We start from the raw sequence: 17,572 nt of genomic DNA on the forward strand, positions 1-17,572 counted from the left end.
CATCCTGAGACGCGAATCTTCACAAAAGTCCGGTCAGTTTACCGTCCTAAATCACCGATAAGTCCGGAATGCACGTCCCCGCGCTTGTGATGCTATTCTTGCTTGTTCTGTGTTCGCCAATTCTGGCGACGGCGGACTCTAATTTGGAACTGCTGTACACCAAGCAAATCGCCTGGACGGCAGCAAATCTGGAAGACCCCGAGGTCGTCGGTGCTTTCCGCGCCTCATTCAAGGACCTGGTCGCTGATAAATCCAAAATCGCCCAACTACAGACGACTGAAGGAAAAAAGATTCTGCAGCAGGGGCAAAGCCTGCTCTCGGTGATTCAGTTGAAAGAAAACCTGCAAAAGTGTTTGCTGTCCCATGCAGCAGCCAAGGGGGTTTCTGAAGCATTAGCCAAGGCTTTGGATTCTCAAGTGTTGAATGGCGCTGTGTGTGCCGAGGTTGTGGCCGAAGAAAAGAAGATGCAGGCCTTTGGCAAAGACATGGAAAAGGCGTTCAAAGAAGACGCCCGCAATAAGATCCTGAATACGGCCAAAAAGCAGCTTCAGGTCACGCAGACCTATTGGAAGGAAGCCGCCAAGCAAGACACCCTGGACATCGCGGTAGAGCTGACGGACCGGGAACGTGAAATGAAGGTCAAACCTCCGCAAGCCGGAACAGAGCTGCTGCTTTATACAAAAGCCATTCGCGAAAGAAGAAACAAAAACGTCATCGTTCAAAACGACGTGAAGAAAGCCTTCTCGGAAGTTCAAACGGAACTAAAAAATCACGAGGACTATTTAAACGAAGCAGCCCAGGGCAGCGTTGACGAGACTTTGCAAAGCCTGCTGGTGACGAACCCAGCGGCCAGTGCGCAGTTTTTGATGGAAAACCCAGGAGCTTCTGATCTGATCTGTAAGATCCTGCAGGGTTACGACAAGAAAGCCCAGAAAAACGAAATTCTGGATAAAGCCATGTTCTGGGGCGGACTTGTGGTTGGCGGTGTATTGCTGGCGACAGGGATTGGTGCCGGGGTGGGCGCGATGGTTCTTTCTGGAACTGCCGCGGCAGGAACTTTGACAACAGTCGCTGCCGGAGCCGCCTTGGCGGGCACTATTGCTGCTGGTGGGGAAACAGTCTATGCGTCCTCAAAAGCCCATGAATCCTTTATCGAAGCCCGAAATCTGCGAGCTTCGGCATTTGCGGAAGGGTCTTCCAACGAATCCTTCAACAAGGCTGACGCCGCCAAAGATCAGGCTTATTCAGACCTTGCGGAAGCAGGCTTTTCAGCCGCATCCATCATCCCGTTTGGTGCGGGTTTGAAGGTCATGAAAAACGCCGCTCAGGCTTCGCGCTTGGGGTCTTATGCAAAAGTGGCCAAAGAAGGTGCCAAGGTTGAAGCGGACGCCGTGAAGTCCATGGCAACATCATTGAAAGAAATCTCTTCCGACAAAGACGTTTTAAAGGTTCTGGAAACCAGCCAGAAGCAGGTGAATTCAGAAGAGATGGGGATGTTCCTGGGTTATCTGTCCGATTTACCTAAAGATCAGCGTAAGGAAGTTCTGGCACTGTTGAAGAAGAAGCCGGAAAAAGCTGCTGATGCCATTCGTGAATCTTCCAAATCGGGGGTGTGCAAATGAAGAATCTGATTCTGATGCTGTTGCTGCCTTTGGTTTTGCCGGTTGTGACACTGGCACAGACTGCGGATGAAGTTCGCCGTATCATGAATTCACAAAGCAGCCATTATGACATTTTGAATGTCAGTAAGAACGCTTCAGAGGCCGAGATCCGCACAGCCTATCGTCGCCTGATGAAAACCTATCATCCGGATCGCTATCAAAACGATCCGCAAAAACTGCGCGCCGCAACCGAAGTGATGAAAAAGCTGAACGTGTCCCGCGACACTCTGATGGACCCGATGGCCCGCCAAAGATACGACGCCACGGTGAAGTCCGCACCAAAAACGACCGCCAAGCCGGCATCGACGGCGCAGCCTTCCGCAAAAACAGAATCTGTAAATCCAAAACCGGAACAAAAAAAATGGTCAGGACCGGATTTCGAAGCTGCCGCCAAGGCCGCAGCGAAAGCAAATGCCAAAACTGCCGAGCCACCAAAACAAGAAACAAAATCTTCCGCGCAGGAAGCCCCAAAGCCTGCCTCTGAATCCAAGGTTTCCAGCCGGGCCGAGTCTTCCAAGCCTGCGACAGTCGATACTGCGAAAGACGCCACTGTGCGAACCGAGCAACCGATGAACCACCGAACCAAACAAGCCGTGAAATTCTATGAAGACACCGCCAAGTGCGGCGCAGGTTTCTATAAATCCTTTGTGGATATGATGCTGTAGGGACTGATTCCCATTCTGAGTCATTGGCGACCTGGCTAATGGTCCAGCGTGTTTCGCCGATAAGTCCTTCATGAGATCTCGAAGACGACGCCTTAGTCTCATTCGCTTTGTCTGGCTTGTTGCAAGTCTTCCGGTTAAATTGATCTTTTTGCCGTTATCGTGGCTTCTGTCTTCAAAAAACCGAGATGGTTATGTTCTTAGAAAGTCAACCTATGGAAGACCTCGGTACGAGCATCGCGTGGTCGCCGAAAGAATCCTGGGACGACGATTGAAGCCGTGGGAAGTCGTCCATCACATCAATGGCCGTCGCAGTGACAACCGGCCCTCAAACTTGTGTGTGATGCCGCGAAACGATCATGAACGCTATCACCGCTGGTACGACCGAATCCGCGCAAACTATGGCAGGTACCCAAAAAAAGAAACTCAGCTTGTTAAGCTCAAAGAACGATTCAACGGAATACTGCTGGGTGAACCTGTAAATAGAAAAGCGGGATAAATGAAAGAAGCCAACTTGTTCAGTCGGCTTCATTGGAATTATTCTTTCGGTTTGCTTGGGATTATTGGCAAGTGGCGATGTTTTCAACCTTATAGCCAACGACTGCATCGTTGGAGATGATGTACGTCAAGCCTACGATCGTTTGGCAGCTGTCGGAAGTGATTTGAACGTCAAGATTGTCATCACCACCAATTTCCACTTTTTGCACGGCTTCGCCTTTCAGGGCAGATGCAACGCTAGCATCAGTTAGTGCAGCACTGATTTTTTGCAAAGAATCGCTGTAGTTGGCAAAGGCAGAAGAAGCGGTCATAACTGTGAATAGAGATACCAAGATCATGTTTTTCATAAAAACTCCTTAAGATTATTTTTTACGTTATTTCTTTTCTAAATATTTATTTGGGTTATTTGCAGGTGTACCTTGCCCAGATGCCGCCGATGCTGACATCAGCAAGGTCGACGGTTGCATTCGGACTGATGGAGGCATAACCTTCGCTGGTAGAGAGCCACTGGATATTATTGTAGGTGGTGCAGGTCGTGTTGGTTCTGCCATCGTGTTCGAAATAGGCGGCATAGTGACCTTCGCTTCCCATGAACTTTACGTCACCAATACATGTCCCGGTTGTGCCAGTGCCCTTGACTGCCACTTTGCCGTTTTTAAATTGAATCAGAACTTCAGAATCCGCTTGTACTGAGTTACCGGCGTAATTCAGGTTGCAGGTATAGTAGGGCTTAGCGGCGAAGGATGTAGAAGCCAGACCCAGGATCATAAGTGCACAGAACGCTTGTTTCATTGAGAACTCCTTTAAGGTTGTTTTTCGTTATTCGTAAACTCAAATGCAAGATACCCGAGGCATTGTCTCAAAAAAATATAGATGTTATTAATTAGTAAACGTTATGTTCATTATTAGTGTACAATTGTCTAAACTTTAGCGAGTGGGTATTGGCTGATGAATATATTTGATTTCAAGTCTTATAAGACGTTCTTAAGAGCCTATTGCGACTCCGAAAGGGGTGCGCTGACCCGGCTGTCGGAGGCCGCCAATACCCAAAAGTCATATTTGTCAGCCTGTCTGAATGGAAAAGGGCAGTTGAGCCTGGATCAGGCCTTCGGAGTCGCCGAATATCTGAATATGTCTGACTATGAGCAGGACTATTTCTATCTGTTGATTGATAAGGAAAAGGCTGTCACTCCGGCACTTCGCCGCCGCCTTGAATCCAAAGCCAGGGAAATGAGCCGCGAGGCCTTCAGGCTTAAGAATCAGCAGAAGGACTCTGTGATCGTTTCTGAGCAGGATTCAAACATCGGCTTTTATTATGCTACCTGGCTTGCGACGGCTATCCATACCCTGACGTCGGTGCCGCAGTTTCAAAGTATAGCGAGCCTTGAAAAACGGCTGAATCTAAATCAGGCAAGTGTTGCCACGGTTATCGGCTATCTTGAGAAAATGGAACTTATCAAAAAAAGTGGTGATAAATATCGCTGGAACTCATCGAATATTCATCTGGAAGACAGCAGCGTCTGGATCAGCAGTCATCATACGAACTGGCGTGCGCGCGCCATGGATAATGTTCAAAAGAATGACCGGGAGGCCACTCACTATAGTTCTATTCAGTCCTTCTCTGAAGAGGACTTTGAAAAGTTGAAGAAAAAGATCGCCTACTTCATCAGTGATTTTAATAAGGTCGCTGACCCGTCAGAGCCCGAAGACGCCTATTGCTTTAATATAGATCTTTTCCGGGTTTAGATGGCCGTCTCACTATGAGACACGACTGTGGTATGTCCCTTGCTTTCTTAGGAGTTAAAGAATGCAAAGGACACTTAAATGATCTGCACGAAATTTTGCGAAAAAATTTTGATCACCTGTGTGACGCTTTTTGCGTTGAATACCTTTGCATTGGATGCTGGGACCGAAAAGTTAAAGCTACCTCAGTTGTCGCAGGTAAAGGCGCCTGATGCCGTTCGTATCGAAGTTAAGCCCGTGGCTCGACCGGAAGGATCTTTGATTCTGGACAATGCCTTGGGTAAAAACCTCAAGGACTTTCAGACATTTTTGAAAACACAGGGGCCTCGTACTGGGGGCGGTGGAAATTCTTGTGCTCTTTCCATTCACCAGAACACAGAGAAGCTGGTCAGTTTACTTGCTGAGATGCCCACGCTGTTGAGCGAGGGGCAAAGAGCTTTCTTGCTGCACAAGATATCAGTGGCTAAGTTTTACCTAAGTGAAAATCTGACTCTGGATGGGCAGACAAAGGATGCAATTAACTATTCTGACACCAATGAGATTTATTTATCCAATAAGCTATGCGGGCTGGACTTGCTGGAAGTGCAGAGTCGTGCGATGGCGATTCTTCTTCACGAATATCTGGGGCTTGCTAACATTGATGATCGTCGGTACCAGATATCCGGTGCCTTCCTGCAAAACTATTCAACTTTCAATGCCCGTGGATATACCTTCACTGCTGATAATTCATATAAAGCGCATACGGGACAATGTGTTCAGTCTGTTCTTCAGATGCAGCAGATTGGAAACAATTTAATTATTTCAACTTCGTCGAAACCTGGCGCGAGGATCATTCCGTTGTCGCGTCAACATATTGAAGAATTCCAGGCCTTGGGTGAACGAATTTGGGGAGCTGAAAAAACGGTCACCGTAGCCGACAGGGAAATGGGTGTGGACTATGTGTTCTCCAGCGAAAATTGCGGCACCGTGAGTTGTGAATACTTAAGAATTAAAAAGGGCGATGTAGCCATAAAGACGATTAGGAATGCCACCAAGGGGCTGTCGACTATTGATTGCAAACGCTAGTGGACTCAGATTTCGGGCATAAAAAAAGCCGACTTATTCAGTCAGCTTCTTTTGCGGATCTTTCCCAAGGGAAAGATTTGGTGCCCCGCGAGGGACTTGAACCCCCACGCTTGCGCACTAGATCCTAAGTCTAGCGTGTCTGCCAATTTCACCAGCGGGGCACACCTTAAATTCGAAGAACATTGATAGCCTAGTTACCTAGGCTAATGCAAGAAAATTACTTCTCGCTGATCAATTTTTTGTAATCTGGAGCTCTCATCAGGTTTGCCAGCTCTTTTTCGGTATCCATTTCGATACGAACCAACCAGCCTTCATTTACTGGATCGTCGTTCAAAACAGAAGGATCGTCGCCCAGGGACGCGTTTACTTCGATTACAGTGCCGGAAACAGGAGCGTAAAGGTCGCTCACGGCTTTTACGGACTCAATAACACCGAAAGTTTGGCCTTGAGTGATTTTTTGACCTTCTTCTGGAAGTTCCACGTAAACCACTTCACCCAATTGGTCTTGAGCGAACTCAGTGATACCTACGGTTACGATGTTCTCGTCAACTTGAGCCCATTCGTGTTCTTTTGTGTAGTAGTAGTCTTCAGGGATATGAAATGCCATTTGAGGCTCCTTATTTCGTTACAAACGGGGTTTTACAAACCACGGCTTTCACCTTACGGCCGCGGATATCCAGAAGGAATTCAGTTCCTTCTTTCGCGTAAGCCACATCGATAAAAGCAATACCGATAGGCTCGTCCAGGGTCGGTGAGTGTGTACCACTAGTTACCTTGCCGATTTCTTTGTTGTCAAAAGAAAACAGGCTGTATCCCTGACGGGGGATGCCCTTCTCAAGCATCTTAAATCCCACAAGATTTCTGGTTAGGCCGGCTTCTTTTTTGCCCACGATTTGGGCTTTATTCATGAAGTCCTTTTTAGCCGGTTTAATAACCCAGCCAAGGCCCGCTTCGTATGGATTCGTTGTGTCATCGATCTCATGACCGTACAGGGAATACTTCATTTCGGTTCTCAGAGTGTCACGAGCGCCCAAACCGATGCCCATGCAGCCCAGGTCTTTGCCTGTTTCCAGTAAAGTCATCCACAGGTCCGCCGTGCCCGCCGCCTCGACAAAGACTTCACAGCCTTTTTCGCCGGTGTAGCCAGTGGTGGCGATCATGATCTTGTGGCCCTTGAAAGTGCCGGATTTTACGGTGAAGGACTTCATTTCACTGACTTTGATGTCAAAGACACGGTCGCACAGCTCCAAAGCTTTCGGGCCTTGAATGGCGATCTGACCCCAAAGATCGGATTCGTCCGTCATATCAGAGCCCTTGTTGTGTTTGGTCATCCAGGCAAAGTCTTTGTCTTTGTTGGAGGCGTTCACACACACCAGATAGTCAGAATCTTTAGACAGGCAGTAAACGATGATATCGTCAACCAGGCCGCCCTGATCATTCGGCAGCAAAGAATACTGTGCTTCGCCGTCGTTCAGTTTGGAAACGTCATTGGTCGTCAGCCATTCCAAGGTTTCCACGGCTTTAGGGCCTTTCACACGGATTTCGCCCATGTGGGAAACGTCGAACAGGCCTACGTTCGTGCGCACGTTGTTGTGCTCTTCACGAAGACCGATGTATTGAACGGGCATATACCAACCGGCAAAGTCGACCATGCGGGCGCCCAGCTTTTCATGTGTGTCTGCTAAAGGTGTCTTTTTCATGCGGTTGCATAATCCTTTCCCCGTGACATTCAGTCAATGAGGATTCTATCTTGCGCCCTATGTTCAAACTCTCGCGTCGCATGCAGCTTATTTACGATCATCTTTTGCCCGGAAAGCCTGTCTGGGACTTCTGCTGCGACCACGGCTATATGGGTTTAAACGCCTATGAAAGCGGTTTGTTCACCGAGGTTCACTTTGTCGACCAGGTCCCGCACATCATCGAGCGTCTGGAGCAGCGCTTTCAGAATGAATACTTCCGCGACGATTCGGCCTGTCAGGCGTTTTTCCATCCGCGGCCGGGAGGACAGCTTGAACAGCCCGTTCAAGGCAGCGTGGTGATCGCCGGTGTCGGTGCACACACGATTCTGGAAATTGTTCGCTCTTTGACTGAAACGGGTGTTTTAAGTGCGGACCGATTGATACTGGGGCCACAACGTGACGAGGAAAAACTGTTTGTGTGGCTGCAAAATTTGGCGAATTTTTCGTACAAAAGTGATTCCGAAATCATTGCGATCGATGAAAGAGGTCGAAACCGTAAGTTGTTGATATTCGATAAAATTCTGTAATGTTCGGCGAGTTTTTGACGCGCTCCGAATGGCTATATTAAATGTCTGTAAGACTGTGAACAAAATATTGATTATCAGGGGCCCTGCACATAATTGTGTCCTCATGCAGGATGTAAATAAAAACTCAGATTTTAGACAATTTCTTGAAGATGAATTGGCTCGTCGTAGCCAAAACTATCCCCGTTACTCTTTGCGTGCGTTCGCCCGTCACCTGGAAGTGGACTCGTCTTTCTTGTCCAAAATCCTAAACGGCAAACGTACCGTAACGATGAGAACAATTCGTATGTTCGGGGAGCGTTTGAACCTTAACACGGATGAACTTCAGCGTTTTGGTGAAATCAGCCGCGAGAAAAAAATGAAGCGCAAGCTGGAGCGTCTATTGGAGAAGATGCCTAGTGAAGAGCGCGAGCATTCCACGATCACTATCAATGTGGATGAAGCTCGTTTGGACGAGGCTAAAGAGAAAATCAAAGGCTTCCGTCGTGAACTGGCTCAGTTCCTTGATAATGGCGTGATTCAGGGCAAGACTTACCAGATTTCTGTTTCTTTGATTCCTGTTGCCAGCTACGCAGCTGAATAAGCGCGCGTTTTAAATATCAACTCGACACTGAAAACCGAGGGAATCCCCCTCGGTTTTTTTATTGAACATCGAAGATCGGGTTGGGCACCATCAGGCGCGGGTATGGCACGACGTTGTTTAAGCGGGTGTCGTACTTGAACACCAGGTTTCCGACGGCGAACAGGGCCCAAGGTGAAATCACCGAGCCCCGGAATTCGCCATAGTAACGGCTGTGCACGTTTTGCGCGTTGATGCGCACGTGATCAAAGATCGTTGAATGGCGGGTGGTGTTGACCGTGGCAGCGCCCACGCGATCAGGTTGTTCACCCCAGTATCCGGACCAAGCCCAGCTATGGGCGGCATAGTTCGACATCTGATAAGCACCGTTCACGCGGCACATGGTTTCGTAAGCAACCACCGGGTTCACCAGCGTGCCGCTGCGGTTGATGACCTTTTCATCCAGAACATGATCATAGTTTGAAACGACTCCGACCCAGTTGTTGAAAAGCTCTTTGGCGAAATTACATTTCCACGGGTCCACGGAGGCATCACAAGCCCCATAGTTTCCGTTCGAGATGTATTTGCCTTCCAAATAAAGCGCGTGTTCCGGGCGCAGTGGACAGCGCATCCATTCCCAGGCGCCGGCATCGTTGTTGGATTTGATTGTCAGGGCACCTTCGGCAGCATCACGAAGACCTGCCGGGTTTGCGGCGTTCACAATTTTTTGCGCATCTTCAAAGTTATTCAAAGAGCGGCGAATATAGCGGATGTCATACAAGCCCACACCCATGTGCAGATTGCGCGAACTGGTGATTTGCAGGGTCGGAGAGGCCGCGCCGCCTGTATATTGGATGGCCGTGCCGCGATTGGTTTCAATGAACACATTCCCCGCAACATAGATAGAACAGCCCACATCATCTGTTTGGATGTCGGGGTTGTTCAGGTACAGAGTTCCGCTGATAATAATGCTTCCGTGGCAGATGATGGTTCCGTTGTTGCGTACGAACTGACCATAACCAAAGTCATGAACCTGCAAACCGCTGAAGGCCGGTTTGGAATTCGGGCCTTTGTAGACGAAGGCTGTGGTGCCCGCCGACAGCGAGCTGTCCAGGGCCAGAACTTCGGCATCGGAAGGCGCGCGGATGGTGATGGCGGTCTTCAGCTGCAAGCCGCCTTGAACTTTCGGGGCCACCAGCTGCGCAGCTTTAGCGACCGGTGTTGGATCCACCTGCATAAAGCCATCGCCATCCATCAGAATCGTGCCCTGACTGTCGGTGATCGGAGAATACTGGTTCCAGCTGTTTTGCAGGAAGGATCTTAAATTCACCGCGGCCGAGTTCGGATTCCCGGTGGTTTGTTTGATAAAGTTTTTGTCTGTCACAGTGATGTTCGGCATGTAGATGGAACCGGTCACCGAGAAATCAATCACCGAGTTGTCGTTGTGATACATGTGGGATCCGGCCAGATTGGCGACGCCCAGAATGTTGTTGGCATTGCCGTAATTGGCCTGGGCGATTCCAAAGTCCGTTACGATGTCAGCCTGGATGTTGGCGTGACACAGGATACACGAAAGCTGACGGCTGACGGCCAGGGCCGGGTACATGCTCATCACATAGTTATCAACATGCAGACTGAACGATTCAGAGTCATTCCCGATGCCATCGTTTACTGTCAGAGTGATTGATGTGCCGTCCGTGGAGGAAGCGTGCGCGCTGCCCATTTGCACGGATAAAGTGCCGGTGTTGCCGGAAAGGGAACAACTGGCGATATCCACATAGTAAGCATCAGCGGTAATTGCTGAGCAGGTTACTGTCTGCGGGTCCGGATAAGTGGCGTTACCGCCCGGGGACACCGTGAAACTTAAATCAAAGATCGAATTGGCAAAACATTTGTTGCCGCATTTTTCCAAAGCACTTCCGTTGGTGCCGGGCCAAGCGGTGATTTGCACAGGTTCATTCACAAAATTTACAGTGACGGCCACATCGGCTGTCACACTATGGGCGGTCGGCTGAACCCGGTCGGCAAATTGAACTTTGATATTGCAAGGGCCACCATGGTGATCCGCGCCGCTATAGCGGTTGAAATAGTGTGCCGCCGGGGCAAACGTCAAAGCCCCGTTGCTGGCGTTGATGGAAACGCTTCCGTGATCGGAACAGGCCGGCGCATCGGCAGCTGGCAGTGAATAACTACCAAGCCCTTCTTCATCAGAATCGACCACGGCGTCAGCAAGAATCACGGTGCTTGCGCTGTTGCGATTGAGGCTGGCGGTGGCAGGCATCGAAAGACTTGGCGTGGTCGTATCAAGTGTGATGGTGATCTGGTTACTGGAAGAAATATTTCCGGCTTCATCGCGGGCCCACATTATAAGTGTATGATCCCCGTCAGCACCGGTCAGGGGCACATTGTTGATACCAGCGGCACAAGTCATCCAATTCGGGTTGTCCAGCGCCGGAGGTGCTGAACTGTCCTGTACGAAGATCACTTGATAGAAAGAATCCGGTGTTTGGTTGTCGTCATCGCACGAGATGACATCCACACCCACGGGATCATCCTGAACCGTCCCATGGGCCACGGCGATGGATGGCAGTGACGGTTCGGTGTGATCCAGAGTGTAAGCCAAAGGGAAGGGATAGCAATGGATGTTGCCAGCGGCGTCCCGGGCCTGAACACTCCACGCGTAAGCTCCTTCGCTGGTCAGGGCATTTCCAAGTGGGAACTCAAAATTTCCGGTGATGGCATCGGCCGTAGAATCAGCCAGTTTGTCGCCAGTACAGGCCAGTGAATTGTATAAAGTGACGATGGCTTTGGGTTCCGTCGTTCCGCCCACGGAGGGGATCGGGTTGGGGCTGACAGCGGCGGGCAGAATCGTAGCTGTGCCAATCGTAGGCAGAATGCTGTCATAGTAAACTTCGAACACTCCGGATTCAGTGTTGGTTTCACCGCGATTTCCGACGGCTGTGCCTTTCGGCAAATTTACACGCACTTCGCCTTGATTGGTTGGAATTAGTTGCACACGATAGGTGACCTTGTCCACCTGGACGATGGAACCCATGGTGGCATTTTCAAGAGTGAAGTTTTCAGGATAGAACTGATCAGGCGCGCGGTTGAAAACAATCAGGACTTCGATCGGGTTTTTATTTGTGAAGTAAGAGGAATCACTTTCAGAAGCCAGATCGGCTTTCAGTTCGCCATTATGAACGCTGGCGCGAATACATCCCGTCAGTCCTAAAATAGACGCAAAAAGAAGAACAATGAATGTTTCCATAACGTGCCGTATATTCATATGTGCGTTCCTTACCCAGTACATATCGGCTTGTTTGTTCCCAATATTTATAGGTATTTGCGGAATGACATTCGCGTAATTGTCTCGTCTTAAATCGAGACCTCTTGTTCGGTCTTTGTTGTGGTAGAATGACAGTACAGACCAAGGGGAATACTATGCGTCTGCTCTGGATCGTATCGGCACTGCTTTGTTATTCCGTTATCACTTCCGCTGCGCAAGTGATCGAGATGGTTTCGCCTTACGACACTCCTCCTTTTGTAGTTGATCAAAAAAAAGAACAGGGTCTGGTCTATGATTTGGCATCACTTCTGACGGTGCGATCACAGGGGAAATATCAATTTAAAGTTGTGGTCGTGCCGCGTGCGCGGTTGCAGAAAATTCTTGAGCGTAGCGGGGTCTATGTCGTCCCGTTGGTGTCACCAAAGTGGTTCGGCGATCAAAACGAAAAGAAATATCTTTGGACATCGGCTTTGATGGAAGATGAAAATCTGGTGCTTTCGCCTCGCAAGCGAGCTTTGGAGTATGAGAACTCTGCCTCGTTGCAGGGGAAAAAAACTTCGATTGTTCTGGGGCATGCTGTAGAACCTGTGCAGCAGCTGGAAAAAGCCGGAGTCGTCAAATCAGAATCCACGCAATCCTTCAACAACAGTCTGCGCATGCTGGCACGGGGACGGATTGATTTCGTTATCATGGGCCGGATTGTGGCTGTGTATCTGATCCGGGATCTGGGGCTGGAAGATCAGATTCATATCTCGGACAAAACCATTGAACGCTTTGACAGAAAGATTCTGGTGTCACCGCAGTCGCAGAAAGATCTGCACAAGTGGCTGGAAGGTGAAATCCAGCGCCTGCGCCGATCCGGTCAGTGGAAGAAATACCTGCGGGCCGAGACACCCTTAAAGGACGTTGATTTCGTGGCTTACGCGCAACTCATTTGAAACTTTTTGAATGTCATCAGGGATGTCGACCAGAACCCCGCGTGGGATTTCCTGTTCGATCTTGGTTTTATGAAGCCAGGCCAAAAATTCACGCTCTGAACCCCGGCAGATCATCTGGCGATCTTTGCCTTTTTCTTTCAAACGATCACCGACCACGCGCGCAGCCTTGATGACTTCAGGTTTGGTTTTTCTCATCAGCACATAGCTCATGGTCAGGGTGCGGTTTTTCATCGGAAGCTCGGCTTCTAATGAAGTGAACCACGCAGGCGCTTTAAAGTGAACGCGGTCATGGCACCAGTCGGTTTTAGACTGGGTTAAAAGGGGACAAGCCTGTTCATGCGTGCACGGGGCCCACACGTGATAGCCTTTTTCCAGAAGCCTCTGGCGCAGCTGTAAAAGCTTGCGGCCATCTTGCTGCGTGGAAGGTTCGACCAGCATCAGGGCTTCGCATTGATATGCCCAGTCCGGCAGATCGGTCAGTTCGGTCAATGAATACGAAAACAGCGCCAGGGTCTTGGCACCGTCTTTCAGGCGGGCACCGCTGAAGGTGCGCAGCCATTCCTGCGGTGGAAACTGCGGGAAGTGCTTTTCAATCAGGCTTTGTGGCTCGGCCGCACGTTCGATCAGCTGATAGCTGAACTTGTGCTTTTCATTCAGGGTCATTGATGCTGTCGCCAGACCCGCACCGAAATCAATCACATGGGAAAGGCCGCTGAAGAATCCGCGCTTGTCGGCTTCTTCAATCAGTCCGGTCAGGCGGGTTGAATTCAGTGGCAGGTAATAACAAAGATAAGCCACCTGCGCCCAGGATTCGTTCCACGGGGTGGGGCTGTCAGGTTTGGCGATAAAGAAGTCCGACAAAGCCAGCACACATTTGGCCAGGGCTTTGGAATCCTTCAACGACAACTTGTAAGTGGCTAGCGCACGGTTGATGGATTCTTCAAAAGAAGCGGGACAGGTGAATTCTCTTTGCATGGGGGTATTCTAAAGGGAGGAAAGGGTCTGAAGCAAATCTTCGACCTTTATTTTTGCCATACAGTGAAATTCTTCACAGTGGGTGCCGTCGCAGACACTTCCATCGGCATTTTGAGTCGGGGCTTCGAAAATATGAACCTGAGGCCCACGGGCCGCCCAACGCAGGGGTTTTTGCACGCGCACATGCGGATAGATGCCCAGAACCTGAGTCCCCAGGGAAGCCGCCATGTGGGCCACACCTGTGCTTGGTACCACGACCGCTTTGGCGTTTTTAAGCACCGTGAATAGTTCGGTCGCGGTCAGCAGGCTTTGCAGGCTTAGGACGTTTTTGTGGTCCTTGAAAGTCGCTTTGATTTCAGTCAGCCATTTTTCATCTGCCGGGGTGCCGGTCAGAACCACCTGGGTGGTTTCAGACACTTTTCTGATCAGTTCAATGTAATTGGCAATCGGCCAGTTCAGGGCGGACCCTGCCATACCGGGATGAACCACGACATAGTTTTTGGTTATAAGGCCGTGTTTGGACAGAAGCTCCGGGTTTTCCGGGGCGGTCAGTTTCAAAACCGGGGTTTTAATGTTTTCGCTGATATGCAGGGCGTGTTTCAGGATATCCAGATTGTAATCAGCCTCGTGTTGAACCGCGAGACTGCGATGCTGGCGCAGGCCTTTATTCAAAAACAGAAAGCTGTGCCATTGCGAACGCACACCCGCGCGAACCGGCACACCTTCAGCCCACAGCGCATAGCTGACCCACCATGGGGCCTGCAGGCTGACGGCGACGTCAGGGCGGTATTCGCGTAAGAAGGCTCTTAGCTTGGGTAAGGATTCCTTGGCGTCGTCTTTTTTCAGTTCCAGAAATTTTCTTTGAGGGTCGGCGTTTTCAGGGACGAATCCCAGGCCTTTGGCGATCACCCAGTGCTTATCCCAGCCTTCTAAAAAAGAAACCTGATCTACAGGCATGCTGCAGATCAGGTCACCGATTTTATCTAAGCGGATAAGAAGGATGCGCTTCATTACGCCTGATAGTCTTCAATCGAAGGGCAGGAGCAAATCAGGTTTCTGTCGCCGTAAGCGTTGTCGACACGGCCAACAACTGGCCAGAACTTGTTACCACGCAACCATTCAACTGGGTACACAGCCTCTTCACGGCTGTACGGATGATTCCATTCAGGTTTCATCAGCATCTGCGCTGTGTGAGGAGCATTTTTAAGGGCGTTGTTTTCTTTGTCCATCTTGCCGGTTTCAACCGCAGTGATTTCCTTGCGGATGGTCACCATGGATTCAATGAAACGATCCAGTTCTTTTTTGGATTCAGATTCAGTTGGCTCGATCATCAGCGTGCCCGCTACCGGGAAGCTCATGGTCGGAGCATGGAAACCGAAGTCCATCAGACGTTTTGCAACGTCAGTCACGTCAACGCCAGAGGTTTTTTTGATTTCGCGAACGTCCACGATACACTCGTGCGCCACCAGACCGTTTTTACCTTTGTAAAGAACAGGGTAATGAGTTTCCAGTTTCTTCGCGATGTAGTTCGCGCTCAGGATACTGACCAAAGTGGCTTTGCGCAGACCTTGAGAGCCCATCATGGTGATATAAGCCCAGGAGATCGGCAGGATGCTGGCGCTGCCCCAAGGAGCTGACGTCGTCGCAGAAATACCATTCGCAGGACCCGCTTCAGGCACCAAAGAATGCTTCGGCAGGAATTCCGCCAAATGCGCGCCCACACCGATAGGACCCACGCCCGGACCGCCACCACCGTGAGGGATCGAGAAGGTCTTGTGCAGATTCATGTGGGAAACGTCCGGACCGAACACGCCTGGGCGGCACATGCCAACCAAAGCATTCATGTTCGCGCCGTCCATGTAAACTTGACCGCCGTTGTCGTGGATGATCTTGCAGATTTCCACGATACCTTCCTCGAACACACCGTGTGTGGAAGGGTAAGTGATCATCAACGCTGCCAGATTGTCTTTGTGTTGTTCAGCCTTGAGTTTAAGGTCTGCCACATCGACGTTACCCTGATCGTCACACGCCACAACCACAACCTGCATGTTCACCAGGGCTGCGGATGCTGGATTTGTTCCGTGCGCGGAAGATGGGATCAAGCAGATGTTGCGATGACCCTGACCACGGGATTGGTGGTACTTGCGGATCACCAAAAGACCCGCGTATTCACCCTGAGAACCCGCATTCGGCTGCAAGCTGACTGCTGCAAAGCCGGTGATGTCGCAAAGCTTTTTCTCTAGGTCGTGGATCATTTCAATCAGGCCCACCGCTTGTGCGGTTGGTGCAAACGGGTGCAGCTTGCTGATTTCAGGCCATGAAACCGGCACAAGCTCGGTTGTCGCATTCAGTTTCATCGTGCAAGAACCCAGCGGAATCATGGAATGAGTCAGCGTCAGATCCTTGTTTTGCAGATGGTGAATGTAGCGAAGCATTTCGGTTTCGCTGTGGTGAGAATTAAACACCTGATGAGTCATGTAAGCCGTGGAGCGAGTCAAGGCTGCTGGCAAAGTCACATCTGCCAAAGACTCATCAACAGACAATGCTGTGAAGCCGGCTGCTTTGCCAAGGTTGAAGGCCGCCCAGATGTTTTCAACGTCTTCCAACGTTGTTGCTTCATTCAGCGAAACACCCAGCTTGCCGCCGCCGTAGTTGCGGAAGTTCATTTGCAGCTTTTCAGCCTGAGCAATGATCTCTGCCGCTTTGTCAGTTTTTACAGTCACAGTGTCAAACACCGTTCCTGCACCGACTTCAAGGTTCAATTTCTTAAGACCCGCAGAAAGAATCGCCGTCAGGCGCTGAACGCGCAGAGCGATTTTCTTTAGTCCTGCAGGGCCATGGTAAACCGCGTACATGGAAGCCATGTTCGCCAGAAGCACCTGAGCCGTACAGATGTTGGAAGTCGCTTTTTCACGACGGATGTGTTGTTCACGAGTTTGCAAAGCCAGACGCAAAGCAGACTTGCCTTGAGAGTCCACGCTGACACCCACCAGACGGCCTGGCATCAAACGTTTGAAAGCATCTTTCGTTGCCAGGTAACCTGCGTGAGGACCACCGAAGCCCAGTGGTACACCAAAGCGCTGGGAATTACCCACCACCATGTCGGCACCCCATTCACCCGGAGGAGTCAGCAATGTCATCGCCAGAAGATCCGTGGAAGCTGTCACCAGCGCACCATGGTCTTTGTACTTTTTTGCGATGGCAGCATAGTCTTCAACCGTGCCGTTGGTGTTTGGATACTGGAAGAACACACCGAACACTGGTTTTGCAAAATCATATTTCGCCGGATCCATCACGATCATCTCAAAACCCAGAGGCTCTGCACGAGTGCTGATAACCTCGATCACATGCGGGTGCATGTCCGGGGATACGACAAAGGCATTTGCTTTGTTTTTGCAAAGAGAGTGCGCCATGAACATGGCTTCAGCTGCGGCCGTGCCTTCATCAAGCAAAGAGGCGTTGGCGATTTCCATGCCGTTCAGATCCGCGATCATCGTTTGGAAGTTCAACAGCGCTTCCAGACGACCTTGGGAAATTTCCGGCTGATATGGAGTGTAGGCTGTGTACCACACTGGATTTTCAAAGATGTTTCTTTGAATCACAGTCGGAGTGATGGTGTCGTGGTAACCCATGCCGATATAGTTTTTGTAAACTTTGTTTTTGGAAACCATCTGTTTTAGATGATTCAAAAGCCCGTGCTCAGAAATGCCGGTGCCCACATCTGCGTAAGTGTGGTTCGTGCGGATTTGTGCCGGGATAACTTTGTCAGCCATTTGATCCAGGGAATTGAAACCCAGAGTTTTCAGCATCTCGTGGATGTCTGAGTCAGTCGGACCAATGTGACGGGGGATAAACTCATTCGTAGGAGAAAGATCAGCGATTTTCATTCACACCTCTATAAACGCCCCGAGACTAACATAAC

16 protein-coding genes and 1 tRNA gene are annotated in these 17,572 nt (G+C 50.1%); 8 read left to right on the forward strand and 9 right to left on the reverse strand.

Annotation, left to right across the window (positions count from 1 at the left end):
- The first annotated feature begins 68 nt into the window (after positions 1-68).
- From BDT_RS03230 to BDT_RS19525, 3 genes are all read left to right on the forward strand, one after another.
- On the forward strand, positions 69-1,622 hold the full coding sequence (locus BDT_RS03230; RefSeq protein ID WP_041576948.1) for a hypothetical protein: 1,554 nt from the start codon (positions 69-71) through the stop codon (positions 1,620-1,622).
- Positions 1,619-2,326: a J domain-containing protein gene (locus BDT_RS03235; protein ID WP_015089834.1), complete on the forward strand. Its 708-nt coding sequence runs from the start codon at positions 1,619-1,621 to the stop codon at positions 2,324-2,326. The genes BDT_RS03230 and BDT_RS03235 overlap by 4 nt, the downstream gene beginning before the upstream one ends.
- A 70-nt stretch (positions 2,327-2,396) precedes the next feature.
- A complete protein-coding gene (locus BDT_RS19525; protein WP_080602321.1) occupies positions 2,397-2,822 on the forward strand; it encodes an HNH endonuclease signature motif containing protein in 426 nt (141 codons plus the stop codon).
- Positions 2,823-2,883: 61 nt separating this feature from the next.
- Here the strand turns inward: BDT_RS19525 and BDT_RS03240 are convergent, their stop codons facing one another.
- On the reverse strand, positions 2,884-3,168 hold the full coding sequence (locus tag BDT_RS03240) for a hypothetical protein (protein ID WP_041576950.1): 285 nt from the start codon (positions 3,166-3,168) through the stop codon (positions 2,884-2,886).
- Between the two features lie 55 nt (positions 3,169-3,223).
- Complete coding sequence (locus BDT_RS03245) at positions 3,224-3,613, reverse strand: hypothetical protein (RefSeq protein WP_041576952.1); 390 nt, start codon at positions 3,611-3,613, stop codon at positions 3,224-3,226.
- A gap of 156 nt (positions 3,614-3,769) precedes the next feature.
- Between BDT_RS03245 and BDT_RS03250 the strand changes: the two genes are divergently transcribed.
- Together BDT_RS03250 and BDT_RS03255 are read left to right on the forward strand one after the other, a co-directional pair.
- Positions 3,770-4,567: a DUF4423 domain-containing protein gene (locus BDT_RS03250; RefSeq protein ID WP_080602322.1), complete on the forward strand. Its 798-nt coding sequence runs from the start codon at positions 3,770-3,772 to the stop codon at positions 4,565-4,567.
- A gap of 78 nt (positions 4,568-4,645) precedes the next feature.
- A complete protein-coding gene (locus BDT_RS03255) occupies positions 4,646-5,629 on the forward strand; it encodes a hypothetical protein (protein WP_015089838.1) in 984 nt (327 codons plus the stop codon).
- 78 nt (positions 5,630-5,707) lie between these two features.
- On the opposite strand, the gene BDT_RS03260 is transcribed toward BDT_RS03255, so the two are convergent.
- From BDT_RS03260 to gcvT, 3 genes are all read right to left on the reverse strand, one after another.
- Positions 5,708-5,790: transfer RNA gene (locus BDT_RS03260), tRNA-Leu, on the reverse strand.
- A gap of 56 nt (positions 5,791-5,846) precedes the next feature.
- Complete coding sequence (gene gcvH / locus BDT_RS03265) at positions 5,847-6,236, reverse strand: glycine cleavage system protein GcvH (protein WP_015089839.1); 390 nt, start codon at positions 6,234-6,236, stop codon at positions 5,847-5,849.
- Positions 6,237-6,246: 10 nt separating this feature from the next.
- Positions 6,247-7,329 carry a glycine cleavage system aminomethyltransferase GcvT gene (gene gcvT / locus BDT_RS03270; RefSeq protein ID WP_015089840.1) on the reverse strand — a complete coding sequence of 361 codons (1,083 nt, stop codon included), beginning with the start codon at positions 7,327-7,329 and terminating at the stop codon, positions 6,247-6,249.
- A 59-nt stretch (positions 7,330-7,388) separates the two neighbouring features.
- Between gcvT and BDT_RS03275 the strand changes: the two genes are divergently transcribed.
- Together BDT_RS03275 and BDT_RS03280 are read left to right on the forward strand one after the other, a co-directional pair.
- A complete protein-coding gene (locus BDT_RS03275; protein ID WP_148278687.1) occupies positions 7,389-7,895 on the forward strand; it encodes an SAM-dependent methyltransferase in 507 nt (168 codons plus the stop codon).
- Between the two features lie 154 nt (positions 7,896-8,049).
- Entirely contained in the window at positions 8,050-8,475 is a 426-nt protein-coding gene (locus BDT_RS03280) for a DUF4423 domain-containing protein (RefSeq protein ID WP_235046241.1), read from the forward strand.
- Positions 8,476-8,533: 58 nt separating this feature from the next.
- Here BDT_RS03280 and BDT_RS03285 read toward each other — a convergent pair whose 3' ends face one another.
- Entirely contained in the window at positions 8,534-11,719 is a 3,186-nt protein-coding gene (locus BDT_RS03285; protein WP_015089843.1) for a hemagglutinin/hemolysin-like protein, read from the reverse strand.
- Between the two features lie 173 nt (positions 11,720-11,892).
- Between BDT_RS03285 and BDT_RS03290 the strand changes: the two genes are divergently transcribed.
- A complete protein-coding gene (locus tag BDT_RS03290) occupies positions 11,893-12,675 on the forward strand; it encodes a substrate-binding periplasmic protein (RefSeq protein WP_015089844.1) in 783 nt (260 codons plus the stop codon).
- On the opposite strand, the gene BDT_RS03295 is transcribed toward BDT_RS03290, so the two are convergent.
- The 3 genes from BDT_RS03295 to gcvP are packed head-to-tail and all read right to left on the reverse strand — an operon-like array spanning position 12,634 to position 17,537.
- Complete coding sequence (locus tag BDT_RS03295; RefSeq protein ID WP_015089845.1) at positions 12,634-13,650, reverse strand: small ribosomal subunit Rsm22 family protein; 1,017 nt, start codon at positions 13,648-13,650, stop codon at positions 12,634-12,636. The two genes, BDT_RS03290 and BDT_RS03295, sit on opposite strands and share 42 nt — an antisense overlap.
- Before the next feature lie 9 nt (positions 13,651-13,659).
- Positions 13,660-14,661, reverse strand: coding sequence for a glycosyltransferase family 9 protein (locus BDT_RS03300; protein WP_015089846.1), 1,002 nt, complete (start codon positions 14,659-14,661; stop codon positions 13,660-13,662).
- Positions 14,661-17,537 (reverse strand): aminomethyl-transferring glycine dehydrogenase, encoded by a 2,877-nt coding sequence (gcvP, locus tag BDT_RS03305; protein ID WP_041576958.1) that lies wholly within the window; start codon positions 17,535-17,537, stop codon positions 14,661-14,663. Before gcvP ends, BDT_RS03300 begins: the two co-directional genes overlap by 1 nt.
- Positions 17,538-17,572: the final 35 nt, after the last annotated feature.

It is taken from the genome of Bdellovibrio bacteriovorus str. Tiberius, assembly GCF_000317895.1.
GTDB classification, from domain to species: Bacteria; Bdellovibrionota; Bdellovibrionia; order Bdellovibrionales; family Bdellovibrionaceae; genus Bdellovibrio; species Bdellovibrio bacteriovorus_F.